Source organism: Paraburkholderia bryophila (assembly GCF_003269035.1).
GTDB lineage: Bacteria > Pseudomonadota > Gammaproteobacteria > Burkholderiales > Burkholderiaceae > Paraburkholderia > Paraburkholderia bryophila.
This window is the reverse complement of record NZ_QLTK01000007.1, coordinates 202841-219894: the sequence shown is the minus strand read 5'-3', so window position 1 is coordinate 219894 and position 17054 is coordinate 202841. Positions and strand designations below refer to the sequence as shown.

11 protein-coding genes are annotated in these 17054 nt (G+C 66.9%); 9 read left to right on the top strand and 2 right to left on the bottom strand.

The window, feature by feature from the left end:
- The first annotated feature begins 14 nt into the window (after nt 1-14).
- The 5 genes from tssK to BX591_RS14515 are packed head-to-tail and all read left to right on the top strand — an operon-like array spanning nt 15 to nt 8861.
- A complete protein-coding gene (gene tssK, locus BX591_RS14535; protein ID WP_167444552.1) occupies nt 15-1604 on the top strand; it encodes a type VI secretion system baseplate subunit TssK in 1590 nt (529 codons plus the stop codon).
- Complete coding sequence (locus tag BX591_RS14530; RefSeq protein WP_167444551.1) at nt 1591-2700, top strand: DotU family type IV/VI secretion system protein; 1110 nt, start codon at nt 1591-1593, stop codon at nt 2698-2700. Before tssK ends, BX591_RS14530 begins: the two co-directional genes overlap by 14 nt.
- Entirely contained in the window at nt 2697-7094 is a 4398-nt protein-coding gene (locus BX591_RS14525; RefSeq protein ID WP_111932121.1) for a type VI secretion system protein, read from the top strand. Before BX591_RS14530 ends, BX591_RS14525 begins: the two co-directional genes overlap by 4 nt.
- A gap of 17 nt (nt 7095-7111) precedes the next feature.
- Nucleotides 7112-8530: a type VI secretion system protein TssA gene (locus BX591_RS14520; RefSeq protein ID WP_111932120.1), complete on the top strand. Its 1419-nt coding sequence runs from the start codon at nt 7112-7114 to the stop codon at nt 8528-8530.
- Nucleotides 8531-8573: 43 nt separating this feature from the next.
- Nucleotides 8574-8861 (top strand): 7(1) septoil knot domain-containing protein, encoded by a 288-nt coding sequence (locus BX591_RS14515; RefSeq protein WP_111932119.1) that lies wholly within the window; start codon nt 8574-8576, stop codon nt 8859-8861.
- Between the two features lie 176 nt (nt 8862-9037).
- Here BX591_RS14515 and BX591_RS14510 read toward each other — a convergent pair whose 3' ends face one another.
- Nucleotides 9038-9625 (bottom strand): SPOR domain-containing protein, encoded by a 588-nt coding sequence (locus BX591_RS14510; protein WP_167444550.1) that lies wholly within the window; start codon nt 9623-9625, stop codon nt 9038-9040.
- Between the two features lie 167 nt (nt 9626-9792).
- Here BX591_RS14510 and BX591_RS14505 point away from each other — a divergent pair, with 167 nt between their 5' ends.
- The 3 genes from BX591_RS14505 (at nt 9793) to BX591_RS14495 (ending at nt 14727) form a co-directional block, all read left to right on the top strand.
- Entirely contained in the window at nt 9793-11247 is a 1455-nt protein-coding gene (locus tag BX591_RS14505; protein ID WP_111932117.1) for a hypothetical protein, read from the top strand.
- 17 nt (nt 11248-11264) lie between these two features.
- On the top strand, nt 11265-13724 hold the full coding sequence (locus BX591_RS14500; protein ID WP_111932116.1) for a GNAT family N-acetyltransferase: 2460 nt from the start codon (nt 11265-11267) through the stop codon (nt 13722-13724).
- Between the two features lie 67 nt (nt 13725-13791).
- Nucleotides 13792-14727: a hypothetical protein gene (locus BX591_RS14495; RefSeq protein ID WP_111932115.1), complete on the top strand. Its 936-nt coding sequence runs from the start codon at nt 13792-13794 to the stop codon at nt 14725-14727.
- Between the two features lie 53 nt (nt 14728-14780).
- Here BX591_RS14495 and BX591_RS14490 read toward each other — a convergent pair whose 3' ends face one another.
- Nucleotides 14781-15770: a zinc-dependent alcohol dehydrogenase family protein gene (locus BX591_RS14490; RefSeq protein ID WP_111932114.1), complete on the bottom strand. Its 990-nt coding sequence runs from the start codon at nt 15768-15770 to the stop codon at nt 14781-14783.
- 501 nt (nt 15771-16271) lie between these two features.
- Between BX591_RS14490 and BX591_RS14480 the strand changes: the two genes are divergently transcribed.
- The gene (locus BX591_RS14480) at nt 16272-17024 is read left to right on the top strand and encodes an SDR family NAD(P)-dependent oxidoreductase (RefSeq protein WP_111932113.1); all 753 of its coding nucleotides are present in this window, start codon (nt 16272-16274) and stop codon (nt 17022-17024) included.
- Nucleotides 17025-17054 lie beyond the last annotated feature (30 nt).

Here is a 17054-nt window from a genome sequence, read left to right as displayed (position 1 = left end):
GTATCGAGGAAATGATGACCCAGTCGAGCTCGCCCGCAGATCTGCCGTATGGCCTCCAATGGTCGGAAGGGCTGTTGCTGTCGCCGCAGCATCTGCAGCAGAACGATCGCTTCTGGCATGCGCAACTGCGCTATCTGATCGAGCGCGCCAATCCGGATTTCGTCGGCGTGCGCCATCTCGAACTCGACGAGGGCTTGCTCGGCAAGGGGCGCGTGACGGTGCGCGCGCTCGAATGCGTGCTCGACGACGGCACCCCGATCGTGCTCGACAAAACCCGCGACCACGCGCTCGAACTCGACGTGAGCGGCACGCTGACCACCACCGGCGACCGTGCGCAGATCGCCCTCGTGCTGCCGTTGCGCGGCGACACGGCGGCCACCGCCGGCAGTCTGAACCGGCGTTACGAATCGGTGCCGGGCGTGGCCGCCGTCGACGAAAACACCGGCCGCGTGCCGGTGCTGGTGCCACGGCTGAAGCCGGTGCTGCGGCTCGACACGGGCTGGACGCCCGGCACCAATCTGCTGGCCGGCTGCCCGCTGTTCCAGCTCGAACGCACGTCGCTCGGCACCTATCGTTGCACCGACTATCTGCCGCCGATGGCGTCGCTCGGCGCGGCGGAATTTTTGCGCGACAAAAGCTTGCAGGGCCGGGTCGGCGCGCTGCGCGACAGCGTGCGCATGAAGCTGCGCGAGATCGCGCAGGTCGGCGAGGGGGCCTTTCTGAACGCCGCGATCGGCGACGCTTTTCTGGCGCTGGCCGCGCGCCGGCTCGCGGCGATCCTGCCGGATCTCGACGTGCTCGGCCTCGGTGCCGACGTCGCGCCGCGCGCGCTGTATCTGTCGCTCGCGCGCGCGGCCGGCGAGATGGCCGCGCTCGATCCGCTGCCGGATCCGCCGGTGCTGCCGCCGTACGACCATTTCGATTGCCAGCCGGGGTTCGACGCCGCGCTCGGCTTTATCGAAGACCACGTCAAGGCGATCCGTCCGAGTTTCGAACGCTTGCCGTTCGTGCGCCACGATGGCGGCGAGTTTTCGCTGCGCTTGCCGCTCGACGCGGGCGACACCTTGCTGGTCGAGGTGGTGCCGTCGGCCGCACAGAGCCGCGCCGACCTCGAACGCTGGCTGGAGAGCTGCACGATCAGCCAGCCGCAGCTGCTCGATCCGCTCGACAGCCGACGCATGCCGGGGGCCTCGGTGAAGTCGTCGGACACGCGCCGCAAGGGCCTGAATCCGGCGGGGCTGTACTACGAGATCCGCAACGCCGCGTTCGATCTCGACAACGTGATGCGCAACATGTTTGCGCCGGGCGAGACGCTGACGATCCGCGGCGGCGGCCGCCATGCGGCCACGCATGCGCCGGGCGGCATCGTGCTGTACCGCGAGCCGGGCGGCGCCCAGGCCAGCCACGAAACGCGAGGCGGACGTGAAGGACGTCATGGCGCGCACGGTGCCCACGGCACGCACAACGACATGGCGCGGCAATCGGCGCCACTGCCGATGCAACAATCGACGCAGCAGTCGACACAACGACCGGCGCAGCAAGGTCAGCCGCAGCCGCCACGGGCAAGCGGCAACGGCGAGGATGCGGGGCATGCACACATCTGAGCGCGAAGAGCTGCGCACGCGGCTGCCGCTCTACACCTACTTCTGCGATTTCTACGGCTTGCTGGTGGAGATCAAGCACGGGCTGGCGGCATTGCCGGCCGGCCATGCCGTGCCCGCGGCGCTGACGGCGGCGGCGGTCCACACGCGCCTCGTGGAATGTCTGCGCGAGCAATACCGCACGGTGCAGCGCGATTGCACGCCGGATCTGCTGCGCATTTACCGCGACGCCGAATACGCGATGGCCGCGCTCGCCGACGAGCAATTGCTGCTCGAAGTCAGTTGGGCCGGCAGCGGCGAATGGCTCAACCTGATGCTCGAAAGCGCGCTGTTCGATACGCGCAATGCAGGCGTGCGGTTCTATCGTTTGATCGACAGTTTGCTGGCCGTGGCGTTGCCGAGCCAGGCGCATGCGGAGTTGGGGCTGGTGCTGCTCGGCGCGCTGGAAGTAGGTTTTCGCGGCGCGCTGCGCGGCGATCATGAAGCGGCCGCGCTGTCGGCTCGCCGTGACGAACTGGTGAAGTTCGTCACCGATGTGCGTGGCGACGACCCCACCGCCCACGCGTTCGAGCAGGCCTATGAACACACCATCGGCCCGCAGGATCCCGAACCGGCGAGTTGCCGGCTCGCGCCGCTGTCGCCGTGGTTCAACGCGGCGCGGCTTGCGCTGGTCGCGTATCTGCTGGTGTCGGCGGCTATCTGGTTCATCGTGATGCATCCATTCAGGCAACTGGTCGCCGACGACCCCACCGCGCAGCGCGTGCGCGCGGAACAGCAGATCGGCAAGGCGGCGGTGGCGGATGGCGAGGCCGGGTCCGGCCCGACCGAGACGTCGGGCGCGATCAGCGCGGCGCCGGGGAGTGCGAACGCGGGTGCGAATGCGAGTGTGAATGTGACTGCGAACGTGACTTCAAACGTAGCTGAAAACGTGGCGGTAAACGCGGCTGCAAACGGAAGCGCCGCCGCAAACGAAAGCGCCGCCGCGAACGGAAGCACCACCGCGAGCGCGAGCAAAGCGGCCGCCGCGCCGCAAGCCACTCGCGGCCCGACGACCGGCGCGGCCGCGTCGAAGCCTACGCCACGGGGAGAGGTGTTGTGAGCGCGGTATTCAGAATCTTGCTGTGTATCGGCCTCGTGCTCGGCGTGATCGCCGCGCTGCTGATCTGGCGCGCGCGCAATGCGCCGCGCAGTGCTGCCGCCGCGTCGTCGGCCGATGCGGACGACAGTGCCGCGCCTGGCTGGATCAGCACCGCGCTCGCCGCGCTCGACTACGCGCGCACGCGTCGCGAGTGGCGCTATCGCATGCCGTGGATCCTGATGCTCGGCGAACGCGACGCGGGCAAGACCAGCTTCGCCTTGTCGGCGGCGGTGCGGCTCGCACAGTCGAATCCGGACCGGCGCTACGCGTCGCTGCGCATTCCGGGCAGCGCGGTGTCGGTGATGAATCGCGGCGTGCTGATCGATATCGACGGCAGCGTGTCGTCGGAGGGCGCGCATGCGGCGGTGGCGACGAGCGTTGTGGCAGCGGGCCAGGCAAGCGCGGGCGCAGCCTCGAGCGCCGCCGCAAGCTCCACCTCGAGCGCATCCGTTTCAAACGTCGCCGCCAGCGCTTCCACGGGCGCGCCCGCCAGCGCCACGGCGAGCACCTCGCCAATGCCCGCCGTTACCACCCGACACGCGAAGAAAGCGCGCTCGCGCTGGGAGACGCTGCTGCGCACACTCGTCGATCTGCGTCCCGAACGGCCAGCCGACGGCATCGTGCTGACGGTATCCGCGCGCAGCCTCCTGAGCGCCACGCCCGATCAACTGGAACGCCTCGGCGCGGATGCCTATCGCCAGTTGTGCGACGTGCAGGACGCGTTCCGCTTCGTCCAGCCGGTCAGCGTGGTGGTCACGCAATGCGACCGGATCGACGGCTTCGCGCCGTTCTGGCGTGCGCAGCCCGACGCGCTGCGCCAGCAGATGTTCGGCTGGTCGGCGCCGGTGCTCGCCAGTAACGACACGCCGCAGGACTGGTGTCACGAAGCGTTCCGCGTGGTGATCGAACAATTGCGCGCGTTGCAGATTGCCACCGCGGCCAGCGCGCAAGCCATCGCGAACGACGTTGACCGCGACGGCATGCTGCTGTTTCCCGCCCGTCTCGACCAGCTGCGCGCGCCGCTCGCGCAATGGCTCGCGGGTGCGTTCCGCGCGACGCTCGACCGGCCCGGCCATCTGTGCCGCGGCGTCTACTTCACCGGCGACCTCGACGGCGCCGGGGTCGGCGCGAGCGCGAACGTCTCGTTCGTGGCGGGCCTGCTCGACGACAAGGTGTTCGCCGAGCGCGGCAATGCGCGCGTGGTGCGTGCCTCGGCATGGTCGCGCAACCGCTATCTGCGCGGCTTCCAGGTCGCCGCGCTCGGCGTGGCCGCCGCGCTTACGATCGCCCTGGGTTTCGCCGGCGCGCGCCTTTACAAGACGGTCGGCCAGCTCGACCGCGCGCTGGTCCAGTTGCAAACCATCCGCCCGTACAGCGGCGGCGTCTGTCCGAGTGCAAGCGAAATCTCGACGGTGCTGATGTCGGTCCACGAACTCGATACACGCTCTTTCGATCTGGCCAATCCGTGGTCGTGGCCGTGGTTCTGGCATCCCTTGCGCGACGGCGCGGCGCAGGTGGTGGCGGGGCGCGTCTTCGCGGGCCTCGTGCTGCCGGGGCTCGGCTGTCAACTGGCGGTGCGCGCCAAGGCGCTGAGCGCACGCGGCACGGAAGCGCCCCGCATCACCGGCGACCCCGGTGAAGACGCCCGCAACGCGCGCAGCCGCCTGAACCGCCAACTGCGCGAGGTGACCGATCTCGAAGCCGGCCTCGGCACCTTCTACAAGATCGCCGAGCCGTTTTCCGGCGCCGCCACCGAACAGGACGTGATGCGCTTCGCGAGGCTCGTCAACTTCGCGTATGGGCTGCCGGTGTCGCTCGTGATGCGTGACGGCGACAGCGGCTTGCTGGCCGCGTCGCTGAGTTCGGCGTCGACCGACTACCGGCCCGATCTGCCGGAGAATCTTGCCGCCAGCTACCGCAACCAGCTTGCGCAAATGGAAACGGATCTGCGTGACGCGCTGGTGACGCAGGCCGGCTCCGGACAACAACTGCTGGTCGATCTGCAGACCGGTCATGGCGACCCTGCCGCGCAGACGCGCCAACTGGTCGCGTGGCTCGCGTGGACGCGCGACAACTGGCTCGGTGCGGTCGAGCAGGAAGCGCAGCGCAATCTGTGCGGGCAGATCCGCACCGACTTGCGTCAACAGATCCGTCAACTGGTGCTGGTCGATGCGTCGTCGGGACGCTCGGTGCCGGGCGCCACCGCGACCCAGGCCGCGCGCGCGTCACCCTATGCCGCGCTGCTGGAGACGACCGCGAGCACCTTCTCCGTGGCCGAATGCGACGACGAGGTCTATCAGAAGCTCGACGCGCTTTCCGTGCCGCCGTATAACCCGCTGATCGTGCGGGAGCAGGGGCGGCGCGCGTTCAACGCGTCGTTCACGCAGGAATTCGCCGGCCTCGCCGCGCTGTCGCAACTGCATTTCATGCAGGTCACGAAGCGCCGCACGGCCTTCGCCTGCTCGATCAACGGCGCGGGCGCAAACGGCGCGCGTAGCTGGAATGCCGGGCCGCTCGGCGATGCCGCTGCGTACATCGACGAATACCGGCGCTTCGCGCAGCGGTTCGCGTTCCTGCCGGCCAGGGTGCCGGCGTCGAGTGGCTTGCCGGTGGCGGGGCCGCGTCCGCTGTATGCGCAGATCGCCGCCACGCAGTTGGAGAATTCCCTCAACGACGCGCTGCTCGAAGCGCAAAGTCCACCGCCGCCGGGTCCGGATGTCTGGCCGGCCGCGACGACGTCGAATGCGTTGAGTGCGGTGCCGTTCGACGAACAGGCGCTCGCGCAGGCCAGCCGCGATCTGTCGCGCACGCTCGGGCCGTTGATCCAGGTGGAACGCGCCTACAGCGAGTTCGGCTTCAGCAAGGGCTTCAGTGCGTTGTCCGGTTGCCTGCAGCAGTATGCGGCGGACCGCCTGTCCACGGTCGGCAGTCTCGCGGTGCAGAGCCAGTTGTACCAGCCGCAGAGCGACACGACCGGCGGCGAGTTTTTCGAGCTCGGCACGGTGCCGGTGACGCGCGATTACCTCGCGCGCCAGGTCGCACGTTCCCAGGTGCTGGCCGCGTACGCCGCGCCGTTCGCGACGCTCGCGCAAAACTCCGGCAATGCACCCGCCAACAGTCCGAACGTGCAGACCGCCGCGTACTGGGGCAATTCGATCGCCGAGGTGAACCGCTACGTGCCGTCGAACGATCCGGCGAGCCAGATGGGGCAACTGGCGTCGCTATTCGTGGACCGGCTGAACGGCATGACGACGCAGAATTGCAACGCGCGTCTGCAGGACCCCGCCAGCGCCACCGACGACGGCGCCAACGATCTGTTCGCCGCGCGTCGCCGCGACCTGATCAAGGTGGCGCAATCGCTGTGTCAGGGCAGCGACGCCGTGGCGTTTCAGAATCTGTTCTCGCTGTTCGACGCGACCTTGGGCGGCCGTTATCCGTTCGGCCTGGCGGGTGCGCCGGAAGCGTCGCCGCTCGCGGTGCGCGACTTCTTCGCCGTCTATGCGCAACAGAGCGCGGCGTTGCGCGCGCAGTTGACGCGGCTGCCGAAAACGCAGCGCACGGCGGCCAGTGCATTCCTCGACCAGCTCGACGACGATCAGAAGTTCTTCGCGCAGACGCTGCGCGCCGACGGCAGTCTCGGCGTACATCTGAACGTTGCTTTTAACGTGCGGCAAAGCGCCGAACGCGGCGCCGATCAACTGGTCGGCTGGATGCTCAGTTCGGCAAGCCAGTCGGCCGTTTATCCGAACGGTCAGAGCGGACTCGACTGGGTCGCCGGTCAACCGCTCGCACTCGATCTGACGTGGGCCGAGCTGTCGCGCTGGGCGCCGTACGTCAATCCGGCCGTGCCGAATCCACCGGATGTCGAGGGCCGCACGGCGACTTTCAGCGCGGGCGGCACCTGGGCGCTGATGCGGCTGGTTCAGCAGCACGCGATGGAGCGCGGCGCGGCGGCCGCCGACGGCATCACGCTGCGCTTCAGCGTGCCGATTGCGAGTGCGGCGAGCGTGGCGGCTGCGGCGTCCGTGGCCACGAGCGCATCGGCTGGTTCGGGCGCGTCGAGTGCGGGCGTGTCGCGCGCCGCGACGCCGCCGCTGTCGTCGGCCAGCACCGCGCAGTTGATGATCAATCTGCAATTGCAGGGCGTCGATCCGGTGAGTCATGCGGCGGCGCCGCTGAAACTGCCGGCGTTTCCGACCGGTTCACCCGCGCTGCCGGCGTCGGCGCGCACATCGCGCGGCGGCGCGGTCAGTGCGCAGATTCCGACTATTCCGTCGATCCCGCCGCTGCCGCCGGGCATGGACGGCCCCGCGCCGGTCGCCAACACCGCGGCGGTGTCCCAAGGCAGCCATTGAAAGTGAAGGAGTGAGACATGGAGCATCCGCTCGATTATGCGAACGGTTTTTTGAGTGCGGCTTACGGCATGACTTGCGCGACGCTGCTCGCGCCGGTCAGCATCGCGCAGCCGCAGGGCGAGACCTTGCGCGGCACGCCGGTGTGGCATGCGATTCGCCGCGCGCGCGAAGCCGATGACGCGTCGCTGCCGCTCGGTGCATGGGTGCGGCAACTGAAGCGCGCGAACTGGGGTGAGGTCGCGTCCGCTTCGCTCGATGCGCTCGCGCATCGCAGCAAGGATCTGCATCTGGCGGTCTGGCTCACCGAAGCGTTGCTACATGAGCACGGTTTCGCGGGCCTCGCGGCGGGTATTAGCGTGGTCGACGCGCTGTGCGAGCGCTATTGGGATGTGCTGTATCCAGGCGTGGCGAACGGCGACTTCGAGCATCGGGCGAATCTGTTTCGCTGGCTCAACGAGAAGTTGATTGCGCCGGTGCGGCTGGTGCCGTTGACGGTGGCGGGAACGGTTGCGGTTGTTGCTGCTGCTTCTGCTGCTGCGAATGGCGTGGGGTTGGCGGCGGTGCAGCCGCAGCCGTCGTTGGACGAGCCGGAGCGGCGTTATGCATGGGCCGATTGCGAACAACTGCGGCGCCAGCAACAGTCGCCGCAAAGCGGCTCGCGTGGCGGCGACGAAGGTGGCATCGACTCCGCCGATTTCGATAAGACGCTAGCGGCGACGTCGACGGAGGTGTTCATCGCTCATCATGCGGCGTTGAGTCAGGCACTCGCGGCGCTGGCCAGGCTCGGCGCGACGCTCGATCAATGTTTCGACGGCGATCCGCCGGGCGTCGGCGCGCTGCGCGGCGTGCTCGAACAGATTCATGCGTTTGTCAGCGCGCAACTGGTGCAGCGGGGTATGCCGTTCGGCGTCGCCGCGCGTGCGGCTGGTGCGGCTAGTGCGGCTGCGCCGGCGCAGGGGTACGGGCACGCAGCGTATGCCGAAGCGGGTGTCGTGCCGTTGACCGATACGATTTCCGTCGCGGTGTCGATGGCGGGTTCGGTCAATGCAAATACGGATGGCGGAGCCTATTCGGTTGCGGCTGCGACTGCGGCTGCGGCGAACGTGGATAGCGCTACGCAGGCGGCTGTGCATCACGCATCGGACCACGCTCAGGACCACGCAGCGCCACCGACGCTTCGCGACGAAGCGAGCGCCTTGCCGCATTCGGTCAGCGGGCGCAAACGCGCCTACGCGCAACTGGCCGATGCCGCCGCCGCGCTGGCCGAACTCGAACCGCACAGTCCGGTGCCGTATCTGATACGCAAGGCGGTCGAGTGGGGCACGCTCAATACGGCGCAGCTCTACGACGAATTGTTCATTCAGGGGCGCGGGCAACTGAACGTGTTCGATCTGCTCGGGCTCGGCGTGCCGCAAGCCGAGGAGCAGGCATCGTGAGGTCGATCCTTGTTCTGGCAACGCAAATCGTAGGGGGCCGCTGATGGCACGTATCTACCAGACCGAGACGATGGGCGAAGCGGATCTGCGAGTGGCGCTGGTCGCCGATAGAGGACGCGCGGATCTGCTGGTGAATCGTGTCAGCAGTTACGGGTTGGCGGTCGGAGATGCGCTGTGGTTCATAACGACGCAGCGGCAGAGCGCGAATGTGACCGTGTTCTTCTGCAGCGAAGGATTCGCGCAACTGAAGGTGTGTTTGGTGTCGACTCGCGGCGAAGCGGGCTGGGTGCATGACCGGCCGCATCGATGGAGAGGGCGGATTGGGCGGTGAGGTGAACGGGTTATGTGCGCTGGGCGAGGTGCGGGTGGATGAAGCGTCGCGGCGCGCGATGGGCGGGGCATTACGTTCAATGGGCGATTCGCGGCGTGCAATGGACGGGCACTACGTTCGGTGAGCGATTCGCTGCGCTCGACAGGCGAGTGACCCCAAAGAACGATTCTCCGCGCTTAATGCGCGGGCGGCGGCAACAGCACGACGGGCGGCAACGCAGTCGACTTCAACTGCCGGCCGACCACCAGTTGATCGGCGCTGGCGGCTTCCGGCGACGGGTAATCGCCGACCGCGACGATCAGCGGCTGGCCGCTGTCGGTGATCGGCACGATGGTCGCTTTGTAGCCTTGCTCGCTGACGGAGCCGGCGAACAGCGAGGCGGCGTCGCTCGACGTGAAGGTCGCCGCTTGCAACGCGTAGTGGCCATGCGCGGGAGGCGGCGCCGGCACCAGCAGACTGGCGATCGGCGCCGATGCGGCAAAGACCGGGCTGGCGACATTGGCGGGATTGGCGGCGCCCGCGGGCGCGGCGCTCTTCGCGATCACCGCACCGCCTGCGACGGTCGAGCCGCCGGTGGAAGACGACGCTGACGACGCGGAAGACGACCCGGCAGCCGTTTTCGGCGCCTCGCCGGGCAGCAGCGCCGCGGTCTGCGCGGCGAGCCGCTCGATCGGCGCCTTGAGGTTCGAAGGCGCGAGGGTGCCGGCGGCGAACATCACGGCGCCGAAGGCAACCAGCAACAGCAGAAAGAAGGCTTTAAGCATTCTGGTAGCGCGGTAAGCGGGCAAGGGGTTCGTTAGAACAGCGGCCTCAATCATAGACAGTGACGTGCCGCTTGGCGAGTTCGATCGACACCGATCGAAGCCGATCGGACCGGATTGAAACAGACGCCAACGTATTCAACGCATCAGTCGCCGGAGACGCATACATCATGAATGGATCGCGCAAAGGTCCGAAGCCACCCCGTACGCCGCTCAAGCATATTCCGACCGCCGATGAGCGGCGCGCGGAGCGCTTCCAGGAGAGTCTGACAATCTTGGCGGAGCGCCGCGAGAAGGCGATGACGGCGCGGCGCATGTCGGCGCCCGTCACGCCGGGCGGGGCGATGCCGCATCCACCGGTTTCGCCGGTTTCGCCGTTCTCGCCGATGCATCCGGCGCACGCGCCATTCTCCGCGCCGCACGGTATGACGCCGCCGTCGCCGTCGCTGTTTTCGATGCCCGCGCCATCGCATTCGACGCATTCGCCGTCGTCGTCGTCGTCGGCGATGGCGGTCGATACGCCGATGCCGCACAGTGCACCGTCGAGCTCGCCGTTGTCGCCGCTGCTTCTGCCTCAGTTGCACGCACAGCCGCACGCGCCCCTGCCGGCGCTGCCGCAGGCCCCCGCGCCCACGCACGCGCTCAGCCAGTCGCCGGAAGGCATGGCCAGGTTCACCGAGCGCTCCGCAACCGAACGCCGCCGCGACGTGATGGGCCTGCCCGCGCCGGTCAACCGGCCGTCGCCGGAACTCAGCAATTTTCTCTACGACAAAGGCGGCCCGACGCTCCAGCATCAGGTGAAGTACGGACCGGGCGCAGGTATTAACTCGTCGGATCAGGCGAAACTAGACCTGCATTACGGCGCCAAAACCAAGCCGCGCCTGACGCAGTATTCGTCCAACCGCGAGCACTATGTCCGCGCCGCGAACGAGGCCAGCCGTCCGCTAACGCACCAGGAGTTCGACGTCAGCAAGGGCAACGATCCCGGTGCCACCAGCATCAATCACGTGATCGCGAGCGGTACCGGCCAGAACCTGCTGAACCGGATGACGTTGCAGTTCAACGAAGGCGTCGCGGGCTTCGGTGCGTCGATGTCGAGGAAAGATGGGGCCGGCGTGCTCAAGGGCATCGCCCAGCAAGCGGCGGCGGTCGGCCGGATGACCGGCATCGGCCGTGCGATCCAGAGCGAGGAAGCGCCCCAGGGACCGTTCGCCAGAGCGGTGAGCAGCGACCCGGGCGGCTCGGGCGGTGCGACTCGCGACGCGCATCTCGTCAAGCGCGACACGATGATGAAGAACGTGCTGACCGCATTTCAGGGAAGCAGCCCAGACACGCGTTTGGACAGCTACAAGGGCTACCTGAAGAGCACCTTCGATTCGTTCGGCAATCTGCGGCTCGGGCATGGCACCGGTAATGGCCGTGTCAGCACCGGCCTCGATGTGCCGCTGACCAGCAGCATGACGCCGACTGCGCGCGGCGAGCGGCTGTATCAGGCGAACCTGACGTTCGGCATGCCGTCGATGGAGACCGCGCAGAAGGTGACCGGCACAGGCGGCGACTACCGTCCGGGTATTTTCACGACCACCACGACTGGGTTGAAGCTGACCAGCAGCACGGAAAAATGACGGGACGGGGAGGCGGTATGAGCGACATGGATTTGGCGGTCGAGGACGGGGTGGTGGGCGGTGGTGAGGGCGACGGCAGTGGCGACGGCAACGGCAACGGCGACGGCAACGGCAACGGCAACGGCAACGGCGATTTGCGGCACGGTGCCTCAGCGCCGACCGTGTCGCACGGCGACGCACAACGCGACCGGACAGGCCTACGTTTCGCCGACGTCTGCGCGACGCTGCCGTTGGCCGGGCCGCTCGCCGACACGTTGGCAGGACCGCAATGGGCCGCGGCTTGGGCTGATGCGATCGTGTGTTTCTGGGAAACGGAATGCGCGCTCGGCACGCTCGATGTGGACCAGCCGCTTTATGTGCTCGATGTGACGCCAGGGCGCGGCGTGCTGGCGTGGTTGCTGGTGCAGGCGATCGAAGACCGGTTGCCGTCGAGTGGCGTGGCGGGAGTCGATTGGCGTTATCTCGTCTGCGATGACGGGTGTGAAGAAGGGGGTGAAGCGGGCGAGGTGGATGCTGTTGCGACAGCGAGTACAGCGCACGAAACGCTGCAACGTCTGCGCGCGCATCCGCGCTTCGCTGCGTTGATCGAAACGGGACGCGTCGACACAGCACGCTGGTCGATTTCCGCCGACGGCGCGGTGCGTCCCGATGGCCGGCAAACGGTGATGGCACGACTCGCTAACCCGGTCGTCGCCGTCGCAGCCGGCTGGTGTTCGCGGCAACGTGCCGATCTGTATGCGGCACATTACGGGCAATGGCTCGAAGCGGAAGTCGATATCGACGTCTCGGCGGACGCCGCCGCGTACACGCTGTCCTATCGTTGGCAACCCGCGTCGACGGATGATTTCCCGCCAGCGTGGGCGCCGCTCGCCGAACGCTATGTCGCGAGCCTCGTCAGCGCATGCGTGCTGCTGCCGACCGGCGCGATGGCGCTGGTGGATTCATTGCGACGGTTGAGCGGCGATCGCTACCTGCTGCTTGCCTGCGACATCGGCGCATCGAGCGAAACGGACTTGTGCGACGGTGCGCTGAGCGCGCCCGACGCGTGGCTGCCCGGCGACACGAGCGTGCCCGTCAACTTTCACGCGCTCGCCTGGCGGCAACCGTCCGCGTGGGTGATGCAGCGCCAGACCGACGCGCACGATCTGGCGGTCCAGGCGGTCTGGTCGCGCGCCGGCATTGAACCGCCGATGGCGGCGCGGCTGAAACTCACGGACATCATCGAACGATACGAGCCGTGCGACCCGCGACGACTTGCGCAGGTCGCCGAGTCGGTTGCGGAACACGCGCCGCTCGACACACTGGCCACGCTGTTGCGCGCCTCCGCTTACGACCCAGCCGTGCTGGCCGCCATGCTGCCGGATTGGTCCGCACGTTCGACGCAATTCTCCGGTGCCTCGAATGAGGCCGTGCAGATGTGGCGGCGCGCGTTCGCGCGGACGTGGCGGCATCATTTGCCCGACACGCGGACCGCGCAGTTCGATGTGCAACTGGCGAGCGCTGTCGCCGCGCTAGGCGATTGGCAACTCGCGAAGGAGATCTGGCGTAGCGTGCTGGTGGTGGATGAAAATGCACGCATCGGCGGGGTAAGAGGCGTTGGTCAGACTAGGCGGTTGGGCGAAGAGAATGCGGCGAACGTGGCGCAAGCAGAGAACGTGGCGCGAGCAGAGAACGCAGCGAACGATCAACACCACGCTCGCTGGCGCGCTTGCGTGCACCTGCATCTCGCGCATTGCCTCGCCTCGAGCGGCGAGCTTCCAGAAGCCTGCAAGCACGTCGCGCACGCGCATTCTCTCGATCCCGACGACCCGGACGTTCGCGCCTGGCAAACTGAACTCGAAGCACGCGCGGCCCGTCGACGCGCGCTACCGTGGTATCGACCGGAACTCGCACGCGACGCCGGCCTGTCGATCGAGCCGCTCGGCGTCGAACATGCCGACGCGCTGCTCGCCGCCTTCACCGATCCGCACCTCGCCGCGCTGGCCAATCTACCGTCGCTGAATGAATCGCAAGACGTGCGGACCTGGCTCGAAGCAGACGCCGCCGAAGCAGGCCGCACGAGTTACGCGGTGATGGATGCGTGGCGCGGCTTCGTCGGCGTCGTGAGCCTGTGCCGCGCGGGCGACGCCGCGCACTTCTACTTCTGGATCGATGCTCACGCGCAAGGACAGGGCTACGGCACGCGCGCCGCGCGCTTGCTGTTCGAGCAGGCGCGAGCGGATGGCATCGCGGATATCTTCACGGCGTCGTATGCGGCAAATGCCCGCTCGCACGCCGCGTTGCGACGGCTCGGCTTCGACCGTCTGCCGGTGCGCCCGGCGGCGGAGCCTGAAGTCGGCTTCTTTCATCTCTGCACCGCACCCGCAACGACGGCCGGCGCCGCGGCGCACGTGTCGTTAAAAGATACGATCGCGCGCTTCACGAGTTTGTGCGAGGCGATCGACGCGCCGGTCGAACTCGCCGTCGAAACAGCCTGACCTGTCACGACACATACGCGCCGATTTGAAATCCCATAAACGATAGACCTGCAACGGGAAGCTCATCATGCATGGAAACGGCGGCACAGGCTCGCCCGAACATACGCAAGCAATTGCCTTCAATGGCGGCGTGCAACGGCGCAACTCGATCACTCAGGCGCATGAGATTCACGCCTTGCAACCCACCGGGGCGGCGACGCACGTGACCAGGGCGCAACTCGAGGGCGTGCGGCACGGTGGTTCGATCGATGCGAGCGCGCTGATGGGACTGCTCCATCCGTCGACCGAGATCCCCTGGAAGCCTCACGTGGGCGGCGGCCGCGATCAGATACGCACGGGACGGAATTTCTCCGTGCCCGACAGTGGCGGCGGGGCCAACTTCGATATCCGTGTCCATACGCGCGACGATAAGCAGGCACGCAAGGATGCCGCTAAAGGCACGACATCGAATGCCGGTATGGGCTCGGTCATTCGTGTCGAGCAAGGCAAGAAAGTCATGCTTTCAAAGGAAGCGGTGAGTAGTGACTCGAGGGTCGGCACTTTCAACTGGAGCGCGTTGAAAGCGGATACCCCTTTACGGGACTCCGCCCATATTCCTGCCGTGCTGCCGCCTGTGCCGACACCACCGACGTCCACCGCCATGGCGTCGATCGCCGCGTCGTCGGTATCGTCGTCGTCATCGGGATCGACACACGCGATGCCGCCGGTCGCGACACCGCCCCGAAGCCGTGCGTGGGACGCCATGGGGCAGATAACCAGCATGGCCGGCACGGCGCTTTGGCATGGTTCGGGCGCATCGTCGATCGTCGGCGGCACACGGCAGTTCGCGCGGAACATGCAGCCGGGCGGAACATGGACCGGCGCGGGAATCGGCGCGGTCCGAGCGGTGGCGGGCGCGGCGGTGATGACGTCGCTGGCGACTTCGATGCCGGTGCGCGCTGCGGCTAGCGCGGGGATGGCGGGTTTGTCCGCGATGGCGGGGATGCTGGGCGGCAAGCGGTAGTGGGACGTTCGCCACCCTTCAGCGAACGTCTCAGGTCACACCCCATCACCCGCTCACACCGTCACAACAATCTTCCCAAACTGCCCATTGGTTTCCAGGTACCGATGCACCTCGACCATCTCATCGAACGAAAACGTGCGATCGATCACCGGTTTGAGCGCGCCACTCGCCAACCCTTTGAGAACATAATCCACTGCCGCCTTGCGACGCGTCTCATCGCCACTCGTCAACCAGATGTTGTGCGCCTTCACGGTGATCATCTTCGCGATCATTTCAAGCACGGGCAGCGGTGTGACCTCGTCGCTCAACGCGCCGTAGATATACGCTATGCCCCGAAACGACAGCGCCGAAATCAGTTTCGCAAAGTTCGGCCCACCTACCGGATCGAACACCACGCGCGCGCCCTTGCCATCCGTGATGCGCATCACTTCATCGAGCAGATCGGTTTCGTCCGTCACCACCACGTGAGCGGCGCCCGCGTCGAGCAACTGCTGACGTTTGGCCGCGCTACGCGTTAGCGCAATGGAAGTCGCGCCGGCGTAATTCGCCAACTGGATCGCCGCAAGTCCAACGCTGCTCGACGCCGCCGGTACGATCACGAAGTCGCCCTTCGTCACCTTGGCATCTTCGATTAGCGCGCCATACGCCGTCACGAACATCATCCACACCGAGGCTGCCTCGGCGTACGACAGCGACGCCGGGTGTTTGACGACGGCGTACGCCGGCACGACGATCACTTCGCCGTAAGTGCCGTACTGATTCATCGAGAACGACGGGATCACACTGACCGCGTCGCCGGCCGCGAAGCCGCTGACGTCCTTGCCGACCGCATCGACGATCCCGGCGGCTTCATAACCGAGACGCGCCGGAAACTTGACCGGCTCGATGTACTCGTCGACGCGCCACATCGCTTCCGCGCGATTGATGCCGATCGCTTTCACATTGATGCGAATCTCGCCCGGACCCGGTTCGGTTGCGGCTGTGTCGACGAGTTCGAGAACTTCGGGTCCGCCGGCCTGGGCGAACTGGATAGTGCGTGACATGAAAACCTCCGTTGATTAATGACGAAACACGAATCGACTCAGACGGTCGCTTCGGCTTCTGCGACAGGCTGATAGGCAGGGAAATCGGAGTAGTGCGTTTCATCGCCGCCCCAGAACGCGGCGCGAACGTACGGCGTGAGCGGCAGCTTATGCTTCAGACGATACGGCAAATCCGGGTTGGACGTTAGGCTCGGCCCGACGAAGATAAAAAACTTTGTAGGTGGGGCGGCATGCCTGGGAGGCATGCCGTAGGGCGGCCGTGGTCCGGCTGGACGGCTCGGGCTCCGCGCTGCCGGATTGGCTTTGCGGCGAACACAGCGAGAATTCCGCGCCCTCGCGGAAGGCCCCTCCGATCCACTTTTGTTATCACCCCCTCCAATACTCGGATTGTTAGCACATCGCCCCGCTCGTATATTGGCCGGACAGTGAGCGGCAAAGCTCACCCCGCCCATAGACAAAAACACAAGGGCAAGCCGCCCGGCTTGCCCCAGGAGCACAGCGATGAATCGGATCGATCTGGAGGGACGCGTGGTCGCCATTACCGGCGGCGCGCGCGGAATCGGCTACGCGGTGGCGCAACGGGCGCTGAACTCGGGCGCATCCGTCGCGCTCTGGGACGTCGACGCGGACCGTCTCGCGCGCAGCCAGCGCGAGTTGAGCGAACTCGGCAAGGTCACCGCCGTCAGCGTCGAACTCACGCAGGAAGCCGCCGTCGCCGAAGCGGTCGGGCAGACCGTCGCCGCGCACGGCGCGATCGACGTGCTGATCAATTGCGCCGGCATCACCGGCGGCAACGGCGCGACGTGGGAACTGGAGCCCGATGTGTGGCGCCGCGTGATCGACGTGAACCTGATCGGCCCGTATCTCACCTGCCGCGCGGTCGTGCCGCAGATGCTCAAGCAGGGCTATGGACGCATCGTCAATATCGCCTCGGTGGCGGGCAAGGAGGGCAACCCCAACGCCTCGCATTACAGCGCCTCCAAGGCCGGCCTCATCGGCCTGACCAAATCGCTCGGCAAGGAACTCGCGACGAAGAACATTCTCGTCAATGCCGTCACGCCCGCCGCGGCTAAAACCGAAATCTTCGATTCGATGTCCCAGCAGCATATCGACTACATGCTGTCGAAGATCCCGATGAACCGTTTCCTGTTGCCCGAGGAAGCCGCCTCGCTGATTTTGTGGCTGTCGTCCGAGGACTGCGCGTTCAGCACGGGTTCGGTGTTCGATCTGTCCGGCGGCCGCGCGACTTACTGAGTCGAACCGTGTCGGTGCCTGCCGACAGTC

Excerpts from the sequence above, each read along its gene's own strand:
- tssK (WP_167444552.1), top strand. The coding sequence starts at position 15 with ATGACCCAGTCGAGCTCGCCCGCAGATCTGCCGTATGGCCTCCAATGG.
- BX591_RS14530 (WP_167444551.1), top strand. The coding sequence starts at position 1,591 with ATGCACACATCTGAGCGCGAAGAGCTGCGCACGCGGCTGCCGCTCTAC.
- BX591_RS14520 (WP_111932120.1), top strand. The coding sequence starts at position 7,112 with ATGGAGCATCCGCTCGATTATGCGAACGGTTTTTTGAGTGCGGCTTAC.
- BX591_RS14515 (WP_111932119.1), top strand. The coding sequence starts at position 8,574 with ATGGCACGTATCTACCAGACCGAGACGATGGGCGAAGCGGATCTGCGA.
- BX591_RS14510 (WP_167444550.1), bottom strand. The coding sequence starts at position 9,625 with ATGCTTAAAGCCTTCTTTCTGCTGTTGCTGGTTGCCTTCGGCGCCGTG.
- BX591_RS14505 (WP_111932117.1), top strand. The coding sequence starts at position 9,793 with ATGAATGGATCGCGCAAAGGTCCGAAGCCACCCCGTACGCCGCTCAAG.
- BX591_RS14500 (WP_111932116.1), top strand. The coding sequence starts at position 11,265 with ATGAGCGACATGGATTTGGCGGTCGAGGACGGGGTGGTGGGCGGTGGT.
- BX591_RS14495 (WP_111932115.1), top strand. The coding sequence starts at position 13,792 with ATGCATGGAAACGGCGGCACAGGCTCGCCCGAACATACGCAAGCAATT.
- BX591_RS14490 (WP_111932114.1), bottom strand. The coding sequence starts at position 15,770 with ATGTCACGCACTATCCAGTTCGCCCAGGCCGGCGGACCCGAAGTTCTC.
- BX591_RS14480 (WP_111932113.1), top strand. The coding sequence starts at position 16,272 with ATGAATCGGATCGATCTGGAGGGACGCGTGGTCGCCATTACCGGCGGC.